The sequence below is a fragment of the Flavobacterium helocola genome (genome assembly GCF_038289885.1).
Lineage (GTDB): Bacteria > Bacteroidota > Bacteroidia > Flavobacteriales > Flavobacteriaceae > Flavobacterium > Flavobacterium cheniae.
Window position 1 is genome coordinate 740917 of sequence record NZ_JBBYHT010000001.1, and the last position, 20331, is coordinate 761247.

Below are 20331 nucleotides of genomic sequence, written 5' to 3' on the forward strand. Positions count from 1 at the left end.
CGCAAAGCCCGCAAAGTTTTTTCGTTAAGTACTTAAATTTTGGGAATAAAAAAACGGCTCACTTTCGTAAACCGTCTTTTTTCTTTCTTCTTGTATCTTTTCTCTAATTAAGAATTCATTATCGATTCAATTTCTTCAATTTCAATCGGAATATTGCGCATTAAGTTGAATGCAGCACCTTTTTCTTGAATCACCATATCGTCTTCTAAACGAATACCAAAACCTTCTTTCGGAATGTAAATTCCTGGCTCAACTGTAAATACCATGTTGGCTTGCATCGGTTCGTGTAATAATCCATAATCGTGTGTATCTAATCCCATGTGGTGACTTGTTCCGTGCATGAAATATTTTTTATACGCTGGCCAATCTGGATTTTCGTTTTGTACATCGGCTTTATCGATTAACCCTAAACCAAGTAATTCAGAAGTCATGATTTTACCCACTTCTACATGATATTGTTTCCATAAAGTTCCTGGAACCAACATTTTAGTAGCTTCATTTTTCACATTTAAAACCGCATTATAAACTGCTTTTTGTCTGTCTGTAAAACGACCCGAAACCGGAACCATACGCGTCATATCACTTGAATAATTGGCATATTCTGCACCAACATCAAGCAAAATCAAATCGCCAGCTTTACATTGTTGGTTGTTTTCAATGTAATGTAACACATTTGCATTGTTTCCTGAAGCAATAATTGGCGTGTAAGCAAAACCTTTCGAACGATTTCTTAAGAATTCATGCGCAAATTCAGCTTCAATTTCATATTCCATAACGTTTGGTTTTACGAATTGCAACACTCTTCTAAAACCTTTTTCGGTAATATCACACGCTTTTTGGATTAAATCCAATTCTTCGCTTTCTTTTACCGAACGCAATCTTTGTAAAATATGATTTGATTTTTCTACTTTATGTGCTGGATAATTTTCTTTCCACCATTTGATAAAACGCGCTTCACGAGTTTCTGTTTCAATAACAGCTCTGTAATGTTCGTTGGTGTTGATGTAAATTGTTTCAGCATACGCCATTACTTCTTTCAACGTTTTGTGGAAATCTTGTAACCAAATCACCGATTTAATTCCAGAAACTTCAAAAGCTCTTTCTTTAGTAAGTTTTTCACCTTCCCAAATAGCAATATGCTCGTTTGTTTCTTTTAAGAATAAAATTTCTTTCAAATGTTCGTAAGGCGCATCAGGAAAAAGCAATAAAATACTTTCTTCTTGATCCACTCCTGATAAATATAAAATATCTCTATGTTGTGCAAAAGGCAAAGTACTATCAGCACTTACCGGATAAATATCGTTTGAATTGAATACCGCAACGCTGTTAGGTTTCATTTGAGCTGTAAACTTAGCTCTGTTTTTAACGTATAAATCGCGGTCTATTTGATGGTATTTCATGATGTAAATATTTTTTAATGTTTAAATTTTAACCACATAGGTACATAGGTTTGACTAAAAAGTTTGAGAAAATATAGCATTTCATTTTCAGATAGTTTGAACTATGTTTACTAAAATGAATAAGTTGCCTTTTCTAAAGAATCAAAATTCTATGTTTCTATGTGGTAGAAAAAAATGTTTTTCAAAATTAATAAGATAAAAATGAAAAGTTGTTAAATACTTTAGAAATTTTGTAGAAGTGCAATGTTTTGGCTAATTTTCAACAAATTTTTTCAAGATGAAGCAAATTACTATCCTGTTTTTATTGATTGTGCAATCGGCAATCGCTCAAAATTCTTTGTTTAATCAAGTAGAGGCTAATAATATCGGGCCAACGATTATGAGTGGTCGTGTGGTAGATTTAGCCGTAAATCCTAAAAACCCAACCGAATTTTATGTCGCTTATGCAACAGGCGGACTTTGGTATACCAACAACAACGGAACTTCTTTCACTCCATTGATGGATTCGGCAGAAACGGTTAATTGTGGTTCAGTTACGGTAGATTGGAATTCTGGAACAATTTGGGTAGGAACTGGTGAAGTGAATGCTTCGCGCTCGTCTTATGCTGGAGTTGGCGTTTTAAAATCTTCGGATAAAGGAAAAACTTGGGAAAATTTAGGATTAAAAGATTCGCATCATATTAGCCGAATTTGGGTCAACCCAAGTAACTTGAATGAAATTGTAGTAGCAGCTGTTGGTCACTTATATACAACCAACAAAGAGCGCGGAATTTACAAATCAATTGATGGTGGTAAATCTTGGAAACAAACTTTGTTTGTTGCGGAAGATACTGGAATTATTGATTTAGCCGTTTCTAAAAACAATCCAAAAATCATTTTTGCGGCGTCTTGGCAAAAAGATAGAAAAGCGTGGCATTTTGATGGTGATGGAGAAAAATCAGGCATTTATAAAAGTGAAGACGGCGGAACTTCTTGGAAATTAATTTCAACCAAAGAAAGCGGATTTCCATCGAATGAAGGTGTAGGAAGAATTGGTTTGGCATTATTCAATGAAAACGTAATTTATGCCGTTGTTGATAATCAGAACAAACGACCAAAAACAGCTTCAAAAAATAAATTGACTACGATGTTGTCAACTCCTGGAGCTGATTTCATGGAAATTTCGAACAAGGAACTAAATATTGCTTTGAAAGAAAGTGGTTTCAGAGATAAATATCGTGCGGAAAACATTAAAAATTGGGTTGCTGATAATAATATGGAACCAAAAGAAGTTTTAGCCGTTTTGTCTGATGCGAATAAAGCGTTATTTGAAACAGAAGTAATTGGTTGCGAAGTTTACCAATCGGAAGATGGCGGAAAATCTTGGAAAAAAGCGAATCAGAATTATATCGATGATATGTTTTATACCTATGGTTATTACTTCGCGAACATTTCGGTAGATGAGAAAAATCAAAATCGTGTTTATATTGGTGGTGTTCCGTTGTTATTTTCGGAAGATGGTGGAAAAACATTTACTGTAATTTCAAAAGAAAATGTGCATGCCGATCATCACGTAACCTGGGTAAATCCTGAAAATCCAAATCACATTATTAACGGAAACGATGGCGGTGTGAATATCTCGTATGATAACGGAGCACATTGGATAAAATGCAATAATGAAGCATTAGGTCAGTTGTATGCGGTTAATGTGGATTATCAAGAAAATTATAATGTATATGGCGGGATGCAAGATAACGGCGTTTGGTTTGGATCAAATAATTACTCACACAATGTAGCTTGGCATCAAGAAGGGAAATATCCGTATCAAGAATTAATTGGTGGTGATGGTATGCAAATTCAAATTGATAGTCGCAATCCAAATGTAGTATTTACGGGATATCAATTTGGAAACTACTACAAAATCAATCAGAAAGAAGTTAAGTTTGATTACATCACGCCAAAAGCACCAAAAGGCGAAAAACCATATCGTTTTAATTGGCAAACGCCGATTTTATTATCATCGCACAACCAAGATATTTTGTACATGGGTTCGGAGTTTTTACAGCGTTCCATGAATCAAGGCGAAACTTGGGAAAGAATTTCAGGCGATTTAACAAACGGGGCTAAAGAAGGAAATGTAGCTTTTGGAACTATTTCGACTATTTCAGAAAGTAAATTCCAATTTGGATTACTTTATGCAGGTTCCGATGATGGGAAAATTCATGTTTCGAAAGATGGCGGTGTTTCTTGGCAATTGATTTCAGGTAATTTACCTCAAAATTTATGGGTTTCAAGAGTTGTCGCTTCGTCTCATAAAAAAGAAAGAGTTTACGTGACTTTGAATGGTTACAGAAACGATAATTTTGAAAGTTATGCTTATGTTTCGGAAGATTTTGGTGCGACTTGGACTTCAATTTCGAATGGATTAACTCAAGCAGTGAACGTAATTGTTGAAGATTCAGCAAATGAGAATATTTTATATGTTGGAACGGATAATGGTTTATTCATTTCGGTAGACAAAGGAGCGAATTGGCAAGATTTCTCAAAAGGAATGCCAAAAGTGGCGATTCATGATGCGGTAATTCAAACGAAAGCAAAAGAATTAATTGTTGGAACTCATGGTCGTTCAATTTATAAAATGGATATTTCTAAAGTTCAGGAATTGACTAAAGATGTTTTGGCTAAAAATATTCATTTATTTAAAGTAAACGATAGAACAAAATCAGACCGATGGGGAACTCAAAATTACGCCTGGGGAAAACCTAGTGAACCTTCTCAAGATATTTGGTTCTATTCAAATACTGATGAAATGGTAAATATTTCTGTTACAAATGAATCAGGAATAGTAGTTCATACTCAAAAAGTAGCAGCTAAAAAAGGATTGAATTCGATTGAATATGATTATTCGCTTTCTAAAGAAGTGGCTGAAAAGTTGAATAAAAAAGATAAAAACATCAAAATTAAAGAAGCTGAAAACAAGAAGTTTTATTTGCCTGTTGGGAAATACAAAATGACAGTATCAAAAGATAAAGTATCAGAAAGCAAATCATTTGAAGTTTCAGCTCCAAAAAAATAGAATATGAAAAATCTAATTCTGTATTTAGCGATTGTTTTATCCTTGTCTTCTGTGGCTCAAGATAAGAAAGCCTATCAAATTTTTGATAAAAAAGGCAAAAAAGCATCGTATGAAAAACTCTTAAAAGCTGGAGAAAAGTCTGAAGTTGTTTTGTTTGGCGAATATCATGATAATTCTGTTGTACATTGGTTACAATTAGAGCTCACTAAAGATTTAGCCGAAAATAAAGATTTGGTTTTAGGTGCAGAAATGATTGAAGCTGATAATCAAAAGCAACTCGACCAATACTTAAAAGGCGAAATCAATCAAAAACAATTGGATTCTTCGGCTCGTCTTTGGAAAAATTATAAAACCGATTACAAACCTTTAGTTGATTTTGCAAAAGACAAAAAAATTAATTTTATCGCTACAAATGTGCCACGTAGATATGCTTCATTGGTATTTAAAAAAGATTTAGTGGCTTTGGATTCGCTTTCTGTTCTAGAAAAATCGTGGATTGCTCCATTGCCAATAGAATTTGATATTAATTTGCCAGGATATAAAGGGATGATGAGTATGCAAGGCGGTCATGCTGGAGAGAAAATGCCAAAAGCACAAGCCATAAAAGACGCTACAATGGCTTATTTCATCAATAAAAACAGAAAAGAAAACAGCATTTTTGTACATTACAACGGAACCTATCATTCAGATAATTACGAAGGAATCAATTGGTATTTAAGAAATTTAGATGCTGATATACAAATTGTTACCATTGCCATGGTTGAACAAAAAGATATTACAAAATTAGAAGCCGAACATTACAATAAAGCGGACTTTATTCTCGTTATAGATGAAGACGTAACAAAAACATATTAAAATCGTCTTAATTTAGAAACCAAACGTTTGGGTTTTGTTTAATGTTGGATTCCTGCTTTCCGTTATAGTCCCGATTTTATCGGGAGCTATCACTCCAATCAGGGTTAGAAAACAATCGATAGTATGAAGAAATTTGTAGTTTTATTCTCTTTAATAGTAGGTGTATTTGCCTTTTTCTCTTGTGAGGATTCAGACGATGTATCAGAAGAGCCTCATTTAATAGTCAAATTCCAATTTGATCCTAATCAAGTGCGATTGAATAATTTGGGTCAACCTGCTACTATTCCATCTGGTCACGCAGCACAATCACCTGATTTTAGGAAAATTAGTGCTCATTATTTTGAGTTGGCGCCCACAGCTTATACTCAACTAACAGAAGGAACTGTTTTGTACCATGCAGATGAAACCACTCAAGGAGGTTCGGTTGCAATTGATTTTAGTAAAGCCGTTGTGGTAGGTGAAGGCGAAGCTTTTTTGAGAATTCCATTAAGTCAAGTAGCGCAAGGAAACTATGAATATGTTCGAGTTTCTTTGGCTTACCAAGAATATAATATTTCAATTCGCAATAATGGTACAGATTATCAAGGTAAATTAGCAAGTTTTGTTGGATATAATTCGTACATCACAACACATTCTATTGGCAATAACTCTTTTCCTGTTAATGCAAATCGACTACAAGGTTATTGGGCTTTTGCTTTGAATGATTTTCCTTATGCTACTTCAGGGCAAGCACCTGCTGGCGCTACAACGGTTCCAAACCCAATTGCAGCAACTTCACCAATCCCTTCTGGCTCATGTGTGGTAACTGGAAAATTTGCTCAAAATCTTATTATTAATGGTAATGAAACGCGAGATGTAGTTATTACTTTATCACTTTCCTCTAACAATAGTTTTGAATGGCAAGAAGTTACTTCAGATGGTAAATATGAGCCTTCAATAGGTGAAAATGTGGTTGATATGGGCTTAAGAGGATTGATTCCTACTTATGTTAAATAAGTATATTTGCTAAGATAGTATATATTTCCATGATTTTAAGCAACTAAGCTCCTGATATTCAACGATAGTTAAATTCATTTTAAAATCATTATAAATTAGCTCGAAAAGGTTGTAGTTAATTTCAAATAGCCTTATTTTTGTTTGATTTTTTATTAAACTAGTACAATCAAATAAAAATTATGGCAAAATCGGCACTATTAAAGTCATCTATCGTAAAAAAATACTGGATGGCTCTTACAGGTTTATTTCTATGCTTGTTTTTGGCGGGGCATTTGGCAGGAAATCTTCAATTGATTTTCGGAACCAGTCAGCAATTTAATGAATATGCATTATTCATGACCACCAATCCAGCAGTTAAGTTACTTTCTTATCTTACTTACATTTCAATTTTATTCCATGCTATTGATGGAATTATGTTAACAATCCAAAACAAAAAAGCAAGACCGGTTGGTTATGCTAAAACAGATGGTTCTTCAAGCAGTTTAGCTTCAAGAAATATGGCAGTTTTAGGAACAGTTATCATGGTGTTTATAGCTACACACATGGTGAATTTTTGGGCTAAAATGCATTTTGACAAAAACATGCCATTAGTTCAAAAAGAAATGGACAATGGTATGGGGCAAAAACAAATTCAGTTAGTGGGAACAAAAGATTCTCAAATGCCTTACATGCAATTGGATCAAAGCGGAAAATTATCTAAAGAATTTTTTGAGACAATCAAAATGCAAACACAAGGGCAATACGATCTAGAAGTGCAAGACATGACTAAAATCGTAAACAAAAAAACGGGTGAAGTCATTTTTGAAGGTTACAAAGATTTGTACAAATTAACTGTAGACTTTTTTAAAGATGCTAAATACGGATTGTTTTTTACAATCGGTTATGTTTTAGCAATGTTAGCTTTGGCATTTCACTTATGGCATGGTTTTCAAAGTGCTTTTCAATCGCTTGGAGCTACTAGTTCAAAATTAACACCAGCAATCAAGTTTTTCGGAAGAGCATTTGCAATTATAGTTCCACTATTATTTGCAATTATTCCAATCTTCTTACATTTTAAAAAATAATCAACATCAGTATATATTATGAAGTTAGATTCTAAAATACCAGCAGGTCCATTAAAAGACAAATGGACCGATCATAAAAATCACTTGAAATTAGTTGCTCCAAATAATAGACCAAAAATCGATATTATTGTGGTAGGAACTGGTTTAGCAGGTGCTTCTGCTGCCGCTTCTCTTGGAGAAATGGGCTACAATGTAAAAGCATTCTGTTTTCAAGATTCTCCACGTCGTGCACACTCAATTGCGGCTCAAGGAGGTATCAATGCAGCAAAAAATTATCAAAATGATGGTGATAGTATTTACCGTCTTTTTTATGATACAATTAAAGGTGGTGACTACCGTGCGCGTGAAGCAAACGTTCACCGTTTAGCAGAAGTTTCTGGAAATATTATCGACCAATGTGTGGCTCAAGGAGTTCCTTTCGCTCGCGAATATGGCGGAATGTTAGATAACCGTTCGTTTGGTGGAACGCAAGTACAACGTACTTTCTACGCTGCTGGACAAACAGGACAACAATTATTATTAGGAGCATATTCTGCTTTATCAAGACAAATTGGGTTAGGACGTGTAAAAATGTACAACCGTCACGAAATGTTAGATTTAGTTAAAGTAGATGGAAAAGCTCGTGGAATTATCGCTCGTAACTTGATTACAGGAGAAATCGAAAGACATTCAGCTCATGCTGTTGTTATTGCATCTGGAGGTTACGGAAACGTATATTTCCTTTCTACAAATGCTATGGGAAGTAACGTAACGGCTGGATGGAAAATCCACAAACAAGGAGCGTTATTTGCAAATCCATGTTATGTACAAATTCACCCAACATGTATTCCAGTTCACGGAACTAATCAGTCAAAATTAACGTTGATGTCTGAATCGTTACGTAACTCAGGACGTATTTGGGTACCAAAGAAAAAAGAAGATGCAGAAGCAATTAGAGCGGGTAAATTGAAACCAACACAAATTGCTGAAGAAGATAGAGATTATTATTTAGAGAGAAAATATCCAGCTTTTGGAAATTTAGTACCTCGTGATGTGGCTTCAAGAGCTGCAAAAGAAGTTTGTGATGCTGGACATGGTATCGAAGCTAATGATACAAATGAAGGTGTTTACTTAGATTTCTCAACAGAAATTCAAACTAAAGGTAAACAATCGGCGTACGCAAAAGGGAATCACAATCCAACTCCAGAAGAGATTACTGCTTTAGGAAAACAGTGGTTAGAAGAGAAATATGGTAACTTGTTTACGATGTATCAAAAAATCACGGATGAAAATCCTTATGAAACTCCGATGAAAATTTACCCAGCAGTTCACTATACAATGGGTGGTGTTTGGGTTGATTATAACTTACAATCTACTATTCCAGGTTGTTTCGTAGCAGGTGAAGCTAACTTCTCTGACCACGGAGCAAACCGTTTAGGAGCTTCTGCTTTAATGCAAGGTTTAGCTGATGGATATTTTGTATTGCCTTACACAATTTCTAACTATTTAGCTGACGAAATTAGAACTGGAAAAATCTCAACAGATTCTCCAGAATTCTTAGAAGCAGAAGCAAGAGTAAAAGATTCAATTAGCAAATTCTTAAACAACAACGGTACAAAATCGGTTGATTATTTCCATAAAAAATTAGGTTTGATTATGTGGAATAAAGTAGGAATGGGTCGTAATGAAAAAGGATTAACAGAAGCTATTGCTGAAATCGCTCAATTAAAAGAAGATTTCTACAAAGAAGTTTATGTTCCTGGAAGTGCAGACGAATTAAATCCTGAGTTAGAAAAAGTATTAAGAGTTGCCGATTTCATCGAATTAGGTCAGTTGATGGCAATGGATGCTTTACAACGTAAAGAATCTTGTGGAGGTCACTTCCGTGAAGAATATCAAGATGCTGAAGGTGAAACTTTACGTGATGACGAAAACTTCAAATTTGTTGGAGCTTGGGAATACAAAGGAGATGATATCAGTAGAGAAGAACTTCACAAAGAAGAATTGAAATACGAAGAAATTAAAATTGCAGCTAGAAATTACAAATAAAATATTATGAGTGCAGCAAAAAATATCAATATAAACCTTAAAATTTGGCGTCAAAAGAATGCTAATTCTAAAGGTAGCATAGAAACTTATAAATTAGATAATGTTTCTACTGCAAGTTCGTTTTTGGAAATGTTAGACCAATTAAACGAGCAATTAATTAACGAAAGAAAAGAGCCAGTTGCCTTTGATCACGATTGTCGTGAAGGAATTTGTGGATCTTGTTCATTATACATTAATGGACGTGCTCATGGACCTGACACTGGAATCACAACATGTCAGTTACACATGAGAATGTTCAACGATGGTGACACAATTTACATCGAACCATGGAGAAGTAAGGCTTTCCCTGTAATCAAAGATTTAGTTGTTGACAGAACCGCTTTTGATAGAATTCAGCAAGCAGGTGGTTTCGTATCAGTAAACACTTCTGGAAATACTATTGATGCTAACTCAATTCCAGTTCCTAAAGTTGATGCAGACAAAGCGTTTGAAGCAGCAGCTTGTATTGGTTGTGGAGCTTGTGTGGCTACTTGTAAAAATGGTTCTGCGATGTTATTCGTTGGAGCAAAAGTATCTCAATACGCTTTATTACCACAAGGTAAAGTTGAAGCTACACAACGTGTTTTAAACATGGTACGTCAAATGGACGAAGAAGGTTTCGGAAATTGTACGAATACTGGAGCATGTGAAATTGAATGTCCAAAAGGCATTTCATTAGAAAACATTGCTCGTATGAACAGAGAATTTTTAAAAGCATCTGTGAAGTAATTCATAGAATCTTAAAAATAATAAAAACGCATTCATTCATTTGGATGCGTTTTTTGTTTTTAAATATTTCTTAAACATTCTTAAATGAAAGAATAAAATGGTATTTTTAACCTGATAAATTAGTCAATATGAAACAGCTATTTCTTTTGTTTTTCTTTCTTTTTTCAATTGCTGTTATATCGCAAAGTAACACTTTAGTTATTCAAAAGTTAAATTCTAATTTTACCAAAGAAATTAAGGAGAACAAGCGTATTAAGGTATGGACAAAAGATGGTCAAAAACTTTATGGAAGATTCACAATAAAGGATTCCATAAGTATTATAATTGAAGAAAAAGTTATACTGTTAGAAGACATCATAAAAATGAAGAAAAAGTCACTTTTTGGGACCATAGCAAATCCTATTTTCATTGTTTATGGTTCTTTTGCGATAATTGCTGGTGTGGTAACAGTTGGTACCGGAGGTTGGGGTGCAATTATTGGAGGAAGCTTCATTATTGGAGGAGTGCCATTAGTTTTAATACCGTCAATTTCTAATAATCACCCATCAGATAAATGGGAGTATTCAATAAAAATAAGATAAATGAAAGTAGCCCTTTTTCAAACCAAATTAGCTTGGGAAAATCCAGAAATCAATCGAACATTCATTGAGGAATATTTCTTAAATGAAGACGAATCATTTGATTTATTTGTCTTGCCAGAAATGTTCACTTCAGGTTTTACCATGAATCCATCTGCTATAGCTGAAACTATGGAAGGCGAAACAATGGCTTGGTTAAAAGAATTAGCAAAAAAGAAAACTTGTGCCATAACGGGCAGTTTAGTAATAAAAGAAAACGGAAATTTCTATAACCGAATGGTGTTTGTTTTTCCATCTGGCGAAGTGCAGTTTTACAACAAAAGACATTTATTCACCTTAGCTGGCGAAGATAAAGTGTACACAAAAGGAATTGAAAAAGTAATCGTAAATTATAATAATTGGAATATTTGTCTACAAATTTGCTACGATTTGCGATTCCCGGTTTTTGTTAGGAATGTTGAAAATTACGACTTGTTATTGTACGTTGCCAATTGGCCAAAACCACGAATTAACGCTTGGGATGCTCTTTTAAAAGCGCGTGCCATTGAAAATATGTGCTACACCATTGGTGTTAATAGAACAGGCGAAGATGCCAATAAATTAGAATATCCTGGACATTCTAAGGCAACTGACTTTTTAGGAAATACAATTGTGGATTGCGAAGATGAATTAGGAGTTTTTATCTTCGAATTGGATAAAAACGCCCAACAAGAAACACGTCAAAAATTGAACTTTCTTAACGACAGGGATGATTTTACAATCCTCTAATCCAAAATAAAATCTTGCTCTACATCCCAGTTTGCCCTAACATCAATTAGTTTTGGGAAATAGATAATTTCTTCGGCTTGTTTTTTAGCAAGGTAATTTCCTGTTGTCCATTCATTATCGGAATTATCGTCGTAGATGATTCTTATCGTATATAATTTTGGTTCAATGGTTTCAAAATAAACACTTGTTTCTTTTGTTGAACTCATTTTATACAAAACTTCATTTTTATCCATCAATTCAACGATAAATGGAAAGCGTTTAATGTTTGAAATGTTGATTTTTAAATTTCCATAATCAGAAAGTTGCTTGGTACTAAAATTATATTTTAGTGAATCGTTTGTGGTTTCGTAAAAGTCTTTGATAGCACCAGGAAGTAATTCAATGGTATACTTTTCATCTTCTTTCTTCTCAAAATCAAAAACAATTTCCTGATCAAAATCAATATATTTTGAGGTAAATTTTACAGTTGTAGAATCTTTACTTCGTAATACAATTTTAGATTCATCAATAGCGATTATTGGTGTTTTTGATTTAAGAACGAATGCGTCTCTAAACGCTAAAATACCACCTGTTTTGTTTTCAATGTCTAGCGAATCTGCTTCTTTTAAATCTTTTAGCTTTGCATTAAAAGTTTTAGAATAGTCTTTGTTAGTGACAGAAATTTGTAAAGAGTCCATTTTCATTTTTGGATAAAAAATTCGAATAGAATCTTTGTTTTTTTCAGGGAATTTGGCAATTTTAATTGGTACTTCAGTGTTACCATAAGAAGCTGTAACTTTAGTGTTTTTAAAATCACCTTCGTATCCTAAGAAAAGCTTGTTGTTACTTTCCTGTGATGGTTTGTCTGCTTTAAAAGGTTTCTTTTCTTGAAACAATTCTAATTCAAACATATCTGAGGTAGGAACTGTAATTGGATAGTCAATAAATCCAATTTTATCTATTGCTGGATTGTATTTGTTATTACCAGCTACGTCTTTCATGGCTACAATTTTATAAGAGCCTTCCTTTAGGTTTTCCAATGAAAAGACTTTTAAACTGTCTAGAGTGTTGGTAATATAAAGAGGTGTTTCTTTAAATACTGTTGAATCAGTAAATGTTTGAGCATCATAGAGCATTATCGAAACAAAATTATCTGGTTTTTGTTCGTAAGCATCTTTTACTTTTCCAACCACAGTTAAAGAATCTACATAATTTCCTGTCGAAAAAACATATTTGAATTGCGAATACGAATTTCCTTCGTTATTATCGGTAATACTTTGTCCAAAATTGAAACTATAAGTCGTATTTGGTGCCAAAGTATCTAAAATTTTAATTGAAATGAATTTACTAGCACTTCCTTGTGGTACAATAATGGGTTGCTTTTTCATTGGAGGAGAAATAATCAATTGTTTGTTAATGTCTTTTACCTTGATTAATTCGTTAAAGCTAATTTTGATCTCGTTTCCTTTGAAATTGGTAGTAAAATTATCTGGATTACTATTGATGATTTTAGGAGCAATGGTATCTTTATCACCACCAGTAATGGTTCCGCGCTTAGCGCAATTGGTTAATAATAAAAGACTTGCTAATAAAAAAGCTATGTATTTAAATTTTGTCATTTTCTCAAATAATGTGGTTACAAAATAACGACTATAATTAGTACAAACATACAATTTTTAGTAATTTTTATGATAGCGTATAGGCAATGGTTACAACACTAACTTTGCTGTTTGGAATTTTTAACAATGCCTTTGCGCAAGATTCAAGTGTAGCGCCTGATGTCATTACGTCGTCAACAAGTAAGAAATGTTTGTTTTGGTCAGCTTCGGTGAAATTCACATCAAATAAGGAGTTGGCAATATCTTTTCTATTTTCTTTGTCTTTTTTGGTTTGTGTTTTGGAATAACGACTTCTGTATAAAAGGTTTGGATTATAAGGTATTTCAAGTTCTTTTGACAAAGCTTCACAAAAAGTAGTAACTTGATTATAACCTCGTTCTTCTAATCTTTTTTTATGTAATGGAACGGGAATAATTTCCGAGACAGTTTGTATTTGGCTAACATTTTCTAAATCTTTTGCATACCATTTTCCAAGCAAGGAACCCACTTCTTGATGATTTTTATATTTCAAATTATGAATTAAATTTTGAACAATACCTTTATGATGAAAATACAGCATTGACGCACTAAATTCTATAGGAATTATGCCATAAAATTTTTTTGTTGTATCATTGTGCTCCAAAATATGATGATTAGTAATAGGTAAATTATGATTGCATTCGCTACAAATAATTTTCTCATTATTGAGTAATAAAGCGTTGCAACCTAAGCAAAGTTTTGGAAAAAGTAAGTTTATCAGATATTTCAGCATTTTATCGATTAATTATACTAACATTAACATTTTTGAATAAATTTATAAAAAAAGTTTATAAAATGACACGTAGAAAAAACAAAATAACCAAAATAAGTATCTTAGTATTGCTGCTTTTGTCTTTGTTTTTAAGTGTCAAATATTATAAAATCTCAGATGATTTTAAGGACTACACCGAGAACTCTGAACTAGAAAACAAAGTTTTAGAAAGTCAACTTACAGAAATTCTTCACAAATACGATTCTTTAAGTGCTAAAAATAAAATGGATAGTTTAAGATTTGATGAACAAATTAAGTTAGTTCGGTCAGGAAAATCAACAAAACAGAACTCAAGGTTTAAATCAGTAGAAGATTCTATTGTTTTTTTTGCTAAAAAACAACAAGGCTCTAAAGACATTCTTTCAAAGATGAATATTGTTTCAAATTCTAAAAAAGGTAGTAAAACAGCTCAACTTACAGCTTTGAATGTTAATGCAAAAGGTGTTAAAATTTATTCTGATGCTTACAAAATGAGTGAAGCAAAAATTCAACAATTAAGAGTTTGTTTTACTTTAGAAGAAAACCAATTGGTATATTCAGGTTCAAAGACAATTTATGTACAAGTGGTAAACCCAAAAAATCAAATTATTTCGTTAGGAGATACTTTTGTTGAATCAGATACTAATATTAAATTGCAATATAGTGCTTCTGTAAATGCAAATTATAAGAAATTAGATACAGATGTTTGTACTTATGTTAATTTGGATCAAAAGAAAACTATAAAAGGTAAATATAAAATCAATATTTATCATGATTTCGTTAAAATTGGCACCACAATTTTTGAATATCAATAATTCTTATTTTTATTCTTCAATTTCTTTTCTTTATTACATTCCTATTTTTACTTTTGCAGTATGGCAAAACAAGATGATATTTTTAAAAATGTAGTTTCGCATGCAAAAGAGTACGGATTTATTTTTCCGTCAAGCGAAATTTACGATGGTTTAAGCGCAGTATATGACTATGCTCAAAATGGTGTGGAGTTAAAAAAGAACATCCGTGAATACTGGTGGAAAGCAATGGTGCAAATGCACGAAAATATTGTAGGTTTAGACGCTGCAATTTTAATGCATCCAACCACATGGAAAGCTTCAGGTCACGTTGATGCTTTTAACGACCCATTAATCGATAATAAAGATTCTAAAAAAAGATACCGTGCCGATGTTTTAATTGAGGATTATGCCGAAAAATTAAATCAAAAAGCACAAAAAGAAATTGACAAAGCACGTGAGCGTTTTGGTGCTTCATTTGATGAAGAGCAATACAAAACAACCAATCCTCGTGTGATGGAATATTTGTCTAAAAAGAAGGAAATTCTGGAAAGAATGGCGCGCTCTTTAGAGACAGAAAACCTTGCAGATGTAAAAGCCTTAATCGAAGAATTAGAAATTGCTTGTCCAGATAGCGGTTCAAAAAATTGGACCGATGTGAAGCAATTCAACTTAATGTTTGGAACAAAATTAGGCGCTTCTGCTGAAAGCGCTATGGATTTATACTTACGTCCTGAAACGGCTCAAGGTATTTTCGTAAACTTCTTAAATGTTCAAAAAACAGGTCGTATGAAAATTCCTTTCGGGATTGCTCAAACGGGTAAAGCGTTTAGAAACGAAATTGTAGCAAGACAATTTATTTTCCGTATGCGCGAATTTGAACAAATGGAAATGCAGTTTTTCGTTAAGCCAGGAGAAGAAATGAAATGGTACGAATACTGGAAAACAACACGTTTAAATTGGCATTTGTCACTTGGTTTAGGAAAAGAAAACTATCGTTTCCATGACCATGAAAAATTAGCTCATTATGCAAATGCTGCTGCTGATATCGAATTCAATTTCCCATTCGGATTTAAAGAATTGGAAGGAATTCACTCAAGAACTGATTTCGATTTGAAAGCGCACGAACAGTTTTCAGGAAAAAAATTACAATATTTTGACAACGACACCAATTCAAACTACACGCCTTATGTGGTGGAAACTTCAGTTGGTTTAGACAGAATGTTCTTGGCTGTTTTTTCAAAAGCTTTACAAGAAGAAACCTTAGAAGATGGTTCAACAAGAACAGTTTTACGTTTGCCTTCAGTTTTAGCACCTACAAAAGCTGCGGTTTTACCATTAGTTAAAAAAGACGGTTTGCCAGAAGTTGCAAATAAAATCATCGAAGATTTAAAATGGGATTTCAACGTAGCATACGATGAAAAAGATGCGGTAGGAAGACGTTACAGAAGACAAGACGCTCTTGGCACACCATTTTGTATCACCGTAGATCATCAAACTTTAGAAGATGAAACCGTAACCATTCGTCATAGAGATTCTATGCAACAAGATAGAGTGAAAATTTCTGAATTACGCGATATCATCAACAACGAAGTTTCGATGAGAAACTGGTTGATGAAAATGTAATAAACACTTTAAAATATGTAGTAAGACCTTCTTTTTGAAGGTCTTATTTTTTTAACTTTGTTCAAAATAGTATATGAATTGGATAATTGTATATAGTGTTGTTTTAATTCTATTAATCATAGGATTATTGTGGCTTTGGAATTACAACAGAAAACTAACGCAAACACTTCAAGACTTTCAAAAACAAAATGCGGAAGTTTATGAAAAAGCCAAGTTTTTAGAACTCGAAAACATCAGTTCTAAACTTAATCCACATTTGTTTAAAAATATTTTAAATTCCATTCAATCGCACGCGTACCAAACGTATTATTCGATTGATAAAATGTCGGGAGTTTTGGATTATATTTTATACGAAAGTCAGAAAAACAGAGTGACTCCAAAAGACGAATTGTATTTTACACAACAACTTATCGAAGTCAATAAAATCAAATTAAGTCCGTTGTTTGAATTATCGGTTAAGACAAAAATTGATACGGAAGATTCGTTTTATAACAAGCCGGTAATTCCGCCCTTAATTACGGTAGATTTAATTGAAAACGCTTTTAAACATGCCGATATTCAAAGCTCGGATTCGTTTATAAATATTGTTTTAGAATGTCGAAATGCTTATTTTAAGATTACGGTTTCTAATAAAATATCATCACAACCTAAATTACTAAAGGAAAACAGTGGTATCGGATTGCAAAATCTTGAAAAACGACTGAAGTTAATTTACGGAAATAACTACAGACTCAATATTGGAATTGATGGCGATTCTTATGTAGCACAATTAAAAATAGATTTCAAAGATGCAACAACTTAAATGTGTTTTGTTAGATGATGAAATTCCAGGGTTGACTTATTTGAAGTTGCTCTGCGAACAAATTCCTGAAATTGAAATTGTAAAATCATTCAATGATCCATTGCTTTTTATCAAAGAACAAGAAAAATTAGACTACGATTTATGTATCTGTGATATTGAGATGCCTGGTTTAAAAGGAACAGAAGTAGCACAATTAATTCAATCGAAAATGATTTTGTTTACAACGGCTTACAAAGAATTTGCGGTGGAAGCTTTTGAATTAAATGCAGTTGATTATTTAACCAAGCCATTAAAAAAAGATCGTTTACAAGTGGCAATTGATAAAGCTCTTTTGCGAAAGGAACAAACAGCTCCAATTGCTCAAACCATTCAATGGCAAACCGAAAAAGGAAAAGCAGTTTTACAAATTGAAAACATTTTGCACATCCAAACATCAGCAATTGATAGTCGCGACAAGCAAATGATTTATGATAACCAATTCATTACTTTGAAAAACATTACGTTTGAAAAATTAAAACAGTTGCTTCCGTCTAATTCGTATTGTCAAATCAATAAGAATGAAATGATTCGCTTGCAATGTGTGACTTTTTTTACAGCCGACCAAATTGACACTTCAATTGTATTTCAAAACAAAAAATTGGTGCTTTCTATAGGGAATAGTTATAAAGTTGAGTTTTCAGAGAAAATGAAAAATTTCTAACGGCTTCATTACATTTTTTTCTTTTTTCATTACATAAACAAGTTCCTTTTTTACAATTCCGATTTTACAAAAGAGAATATTTAGAAATTTGTAATTGAATATTGAAAGTATTCTAATCAAAAAACAAGAAGTATGAAGAATTACAAAAACAGCATTTTCTATATTGTCATTATCGGATTTTTCTCGTTTCTAATGTATTGGATTTTCAAGCAGGGGAAAATTCTTGAAGATGTTAATGTGCAAGAAAAAATTTCTGGAAACTCCAATTGGCAAGACTTTGTCAATTCGCTAACGCATAATTTGCAACATCCATTAGCAATTTTGTTAGCTCAAATTGTCACCATAATTTTAGTAGCCAAACTATTTGGTTGGATTTGTCGTAAAATTGGTCAACCATCAGTAATTGGAGAAATTGTTGCTGGAATCATGCTTGGACCTTCTTTTTTCGGACACTATTTTCCAGAATTTTCAGCGTTATTATTTCCAGTTGCTTCTTTGCCAAATTTGCAGTTTTTGAGTCAAATTGGTTTAATTCTTTTCATGTTTGTAATAGGAATGGAATTAGATTTAAAAGTGCTTAAAAACAAAGCGCATGACGCTGTAGTGATAAGTCATGCAAGTATAATTATTCCATTTGCTTTAGGAGTTTGTTTGGCGTATTACATTTATACTTCTTTTGCACCTGAAGGTGTTCAATTTTTATCTTTTGCTTTGTTTATAGGAATTGCAATGAGTATCACTGCTTTTCCAGTTTTAGCCCGAATTGTTCAAGAACGCGGTTTGCATAAAACGAAATTAGGTGCTATGGTAATTACGTGTGCTGCGGCTGACGATATTACGGCTTGGTGTTTATTAGCGGTTGTAATTGCTATCGTAAAAGCAGGTTCTTTTGTAAGTTCTATTTATGTGATATTACTTGCCGTAGCATATGTCTTCTTGATGCTTAAATTTGTAAGACCATTTTTAAAACGCGTGGGCGATTTATATGCTACGCAAGAAAAAATGAGCAAACCAGTAGTGGCTATATTTTTTGTGACACTTCTAATTTCGTCCTATGCAACAGAAGTAATTGGAATTCATGCGCTTTTTGGGGCATTTATGGCAGGTATTATAATGCCAGATAACATGAAATTTAGAAATATTTTCATCGAAAAAATCGAAGACGTTTCTATTGTTTTATTATTGCCTTTGTTTTTTGTTTTTACAGGTTTACGAACAAAAATCGGATTAATTGATGATCCATATTTATGGAAAGTTACCGGATTTATTGTTTTAGTTGCCGTTGTGGGTAAATTTTTAGGTAGTGCTTTAGCCGCTCGATTCGTTGGGCAAAATTGGAAAGATAGTTTAACTATTGGCGCCTTAATGAACACACGAGGTTTGATGGAATTAGTTGTTTTAAATATTGGTTTCGACTTAGGCGTTTTAACACCACAAGTTTTTGCTATGATGGTAATTATGGCTTTGGTAACCACTTTTATGACAGGTCCAGCGTTGAGTTTAATTGATAGAATTTTCAAGACTTCATCCGTAGCAGAAATTACAGATAAGATTATTGAACAAGCTAAGTTTAAAGTTTTAATTTCTTTCGGAGATAACAATAACGGAAAAGTTCTAACCCGTTTAGCGCATTTTTTCACAAAAAAGCAAGAGCAAAATTCGTTATTAACAGTTATGCATTTGTCGCATGCAAATGAAGTGAATCAGTTTAGTATTGGCGAATATGAAAAAAATAGTTTTGAACCTATTTTGTCAACTTCTCAAGAACTAAATGTTAATGTAACCACACTTTTTAAGGTGTCAAACGATATTGATGCTGATATTTGCAAAGTAGCTAATCAAGGCGAATTTGATTTGTTGTTAATTGGATTAGGACAATCTATTTATGAAGGAAGTTTATTAGGTAAAATTTTAGGATTTACCACTCGAATCATTACCCCAGACCGGTTGTTAAACACGTTCACAGGTAAAGAAAACTTGTTTGAAGAAGATGTTTTTGATGAACGAACACGTTACATTATCAATAAAACAGAAGTTCCGTTAGGAATTTTAATTGATAAAAATTTTGAAAATGCTGGAACTGTGTTCATCCCGATTTTTGATGAAGAAGATATTTTCTTAATTCAATATGCTAAAAAATTAATCTACAATAATCAATCACAAGTGTCGATATTAGATGTTAGAGGAATTGTAAAAAACAATATTGAATTAAAAGAAGAAATAAGAGCAATTGAACAAGTTACTCCAAATCACATTGCTATTTTAAATGATAAAAAAATAGATAAAGATTTCTTAAAATCACAAGATTTAATGATGGTAAGTTTAGATAGTTGGAAAAAATTGGTTGAAACCAGAAGTACTTGGTTGTCAAGCACACCTTCTACATTGATTATTCAGGAAGGAAAGGAATAGTTTAAGGTTAATTGTTATGTTAAAAACCCCAAACTTCAACTGAAATTTGGGGTTTTTATATTTTCTGAACTCTCGGTTTTCCACTAGCGTCACTTCGAGTGTTTTTCATAAAATTGCCTTA

At 32.9% G+C, this 20331-nt stretch carries 16 protein-coding genes; 13 read left to right on the forward strand and 3 right to left on the reverse strand.

The features are described 5' to 3' along the window. Positions 1 to 107: 107 nt before the first annotated feature. Positions 108 to 1400: an aminopeptidase P family protein gene (locus AAEO58_RS03465; RefSeq protein WP_341681951.1), complete on the reverse strand. Its 1293-nt coding sequence runs from the start codon at positions 1398 to 1400 to the stop codon at positions 108 to 110. A gap of 277 nt (positions 1401 to 1677) precedes the next feature. Here AAEO58_RS03465 and AAEO58_RS03470 point away from each other — a divergent pair, with 277 nt between their 5' ends. The 8 genes from AAEO58_RS03470 to AAEO58_RS03505 all read left to right on the forward strand — a co-directional run bounded on the left by AAEO58_RS03470 (position 1678) and on the right by AAEO58_RS03505 (position 11512). After that, the gene (locus AAEO58_RS03470; RefSeq protein WP_341681953.1) at positions 1678 to 4455 is read left to right on the forward strand and encodes a VPS10 domain-containing protein; all 2778 of its coding nucleotides are present in this window, start codon (positions 1678 to 1680) and stop codon (positions 4453 to 4455) included. 3 nt (positions 4456 to 4458) lie between these two features. After that, complete coding sequence (locus AAEO58_RS03475) at positions 4459 to 5310, forward strand: ChaN family lipoprotein (RefSeq protein WP_341681955.1); 852 nt, start codon at positions 4459 to 4461, stop codon at positions 5308 to 5310. Between the two features lie 123 nt (positions 5311 to 5433). Then, positions 5434 to 6306, forward strand: coding sequence for a hypothetical protein (locus AAEO58_RS03480; protein ID WP_341681957.1), 873 nt, complete (start codon positions 5434 to 5436; stop codon positions 6304 to 6306). Positions 6307 to 6485: 179 nt separating this feature from the next. Next, positions 6486 to 7370, forward strand: a complete 885-nt coding sequence (locus AAEO58_RS03485) for a succinate dehydrogenase cytochrome b subunit (RefSeq protein WP_133609302.1) — start codon at positions 6486 to 6488, stop codon at positions 7368 to 7370. Between the two features lie 18 nt (positions 7371 to 7388). Continuing rightward, positions 7389 to 9398: a fumarate reductase/succinate dehydrogenase flavoprotein subunit gene (locus AAEO58_RS03490; RefSeq protein ID WP_133609304.1), complete on the forward strand. Its 2010-nt coding sequence runs from the start codon at positions 7389 to 7391 to the stop codon at positions 9396 to 9398. Between the two features lie 6 nt (positions 9399 to 9404). After that, complete coding sequence (locus AAEO58_RS03495; RefSeq protein WP_133609306.1) at positions 9405 to 10166, forward strand: succinate dehydrogenase/fumarate reductase iron-sulfur subunit; 762 nt, start codon at positions 9405 to 9407, stop codon at positions 10164 to 10166. A 128-nt stretch (positions 10167 to 10294) separates the two neighbouring features. After that, a complete protein-coding gene (locus tag AAEO58_RS03500; protein ID WP_291137753.1) occupies positions 10295 to 10747 on the forward strand; it encodes a hypothetical protein in 453 nt (150 codons plus the stop codon). Continuing rightward, on the forward strand, positions 10748 to 11512 hold the full coding sequence (locus AAEO58_RS03505; RefSeq protein WP_341681964.1) for a nitrilase family protein: 765 nt from the start codon (positions 10748 to 10750) through the stop codon (positions 11510 to 11512). Here AAEO58_RS03505 and AAEO58_RS03510 read toward each other — a convergent pair. Beyond that, positions 11509 to 13110, reverse strand: coding sequence for an Ig-like domain-containing domain (locus AAEO58_RS03510; protein ID WP_341681966.1), 1602 nt, complete (start codon positions 13108 to 13110; stop codon positions 11509 to 11511). The two genes, AAEO58_RS03505 and AAEO58_RS03510, sit on opposite strands and share 4 nt — an antisense overlap. Before the next feature lie 67 nt (positions 13111 to 13177). Next, the gene (locus AAEO58_RS03515) at positions 13178 to 13861 is read right to left on the reverse strand and encodes a ComF family protein (RefSeq protein WP_341681968.1); all 684 of its coding nucleotides are present in this window, start codon (positions 13859 to 13861) and stop codon (positions 13178 to 13180) included. A gap of 62 nt (positions 13862 to 13923) precedes the next feature. Between AAEO58_RS03515 and AAEO58_RS03520 the strand changes: the two genes are divergently transcribed. From AAEO58_RS03520 to AAEO58_RS03540, 5 genes are all read left to right on the forward strand, one after another. Continuing rightward, positions 13924 to 14694, forward strand: coding sequence for a hypothetical protein (locus AAEO58_RS03520; protein ID WP_341681970.1), 771 nt, complete (start codon positions 13924 to 13926; stop codon positions 14692 to 14694). Between the two features lie 60 nt (positions 14695 to 14754). Next, a complete protein-coding gene (locus tag AAEO58_RS03525) occupies positions 14755 to 16296 on the forward strand; it encodes a glycine--tRNA ligase (RefSeq protein WP_133609316.1) in 1542 nt (513 codons plus the stop codon). Positions 16297 to 16369: 73 nt separating this feature from the next. After that, the gene (locus tag AAEO58_RS03530; RefSeq protein ID WP_341681971.1) at positions 16370 to 17098 is read left to right on the forward strand and encodes a sensor histidine kinase; all 729 of its coding nucleotides are present in this window, start codon (positions 16370 to 16372) and stop codon (positions 17096 to 17098) included. Then, positions 17085 to 17798 (forward strand): LytR/AlgR family response regulator transcription factor, encoded by a 714-nt coding sequence (locus AAEO58_RS03535; RefSeq protein ID WP_341681973.1) that lies wholly within the window; start codon positions 17085 to 17087, stop codon positions 17796 to 17798. The genes AAEO58_RS03530 and AAEO58_RS03535 overlap by 14 nt, the downstream gene beginning before the upstream one ends. A 132-nt stretch (positions 17799 to 17930) precedes the next feature. Further along, positions 17931 to 20210, forward strand: coding sequence for a cation:proton antiporter (locus AAEO58_RS03540; protein ID WP_341681976.1), 2280 nt, complete (start codon positions 17931 to 17933; stop codon positions 20208 to 20210). Positions 20211 to 20331 lie beyond the last annotated feature (121 nt).

What these genes read in the sequence shown, in the direction of transcription:
- AAEO58_RS03500 (WP_291137753.1), top strand. Translation starts at nt 10,295, where the DNA reads ATGAAACAGCTATTTCTTTTGTTTTTCTTTCTTTTTTCAATTGCTGTT.
- AAEO58_RS03485 (WP_133609302.1), top strand. Translation starts at nt 6,486, where the DNA reads ATGGCAAAATCGGCACTATTAAAGTCATCTATCGTAAAAAAATACTGG.
- AAEO58_RS03490 (WP_133609304.1), top strand. Translation starts at nt 7,389, where the DNA reads ATGAAGTTAGATTCTAAAATACCAGCAGGTCCATTAAAAGACAAATGG.
- AAEO58_RS03525 (WP_133609316.1), top strand. Translation starts at nt 14,755, where the DNA reads ATGGCAAAACAAGATGATATTTTTAAAAATGTAGTTTCGCATGCAAAA.
- AAEO58_RS03530 (WP_341681971.1), top strand. Translation starts at nt 16,370, where the DNA reads ATGAATTGGATAATTGTATATAGTGTTGTTTTAATTCTATTAATCATA.
- AAEO58_RS03535 (WP_341681973.1), top strand. Translation starts at nt 17,085, where the DNA reads ATGCAACAACTTAAATGTGTTTTGTTAGATGATGAAATTCCAGGGTTG.
- AAEO58_RS03540 (WP_341681976.1), top strand. Translation starts at nt 17,931, where the DNA reads ATGAAGAATTACAAAAACAGCATTTTCTATATTGTCATTATCGGATTT.
- AAEO58_RS03495 (WP_133609306.1), top strand. Translation starts at nt 9,405, where the DNA reads ATGAGTGCAGCAAAAAATATCAATATAAACCTTAAAATTTGGCGTCAA.
- AAEO58_RS03510 (WP_341681966.1), bottom strand. Translation starts at nt 13,110, where the DNA reads ATGACAAAATTTAAATACATAGCTTTTTTATTAGCAAGTCTTTTATTA.
- AAEO58_RS03470 (WP_341681953.1), top strand. Translation starts at nt 1,678, where the DNA reads ATGAAGCAAATTACTATCCTGTTTTTATTGATTGTGCAATCGGCAATC.
- AAEO58_RS03465 (WP_341681951.1), bottom strand. Translation starts at nt 1,400, where the DNA reads ATGAAATACCATCAAATAGACCGCGATTTATACGTTAAAAACAGAGCT.
- AAEO58_RS03520 (WP_341681970.1), top strand. Translation starts at nt 13,924, where the DNA reads ATGACACGTAGAAAAAACAAAATAACCAAAATAAGTATCTTAGTATTG.
- AAEO58_RS03505 (WP_341681964.1), top strand. Translation starts at nt 10,748, where the DNA reads ATGAAAGTAGCCCTTTTTCAAACCAAATTAGCTTGGGAAAATCCAGAA.
- AAEO58_RS03475 (WP_341681955.1), top strand. Translation starts at nt 4,459, where the DNA reads ATGAAAAATCTAATTCTGTATTTAGCGATTGTTTTATCCTTGTCTTCT.
- AAEO58_RS03480 (WP_341681957.1), top strand. Translation starts at nt 5,434, where the DNA reads ATGAAGAAATTTGTAGTTTTATTCTCTTTAATAGTAGGTGTATTTGCC.
- AAEO58_RS03515 (WP_341681968.1), bottom strand. Translation starts at nt 13,861, where the DNA reads ATGCTGAAATATCTGATAAACTTACTTTTTCCAAAACTTTGCTTAGGT.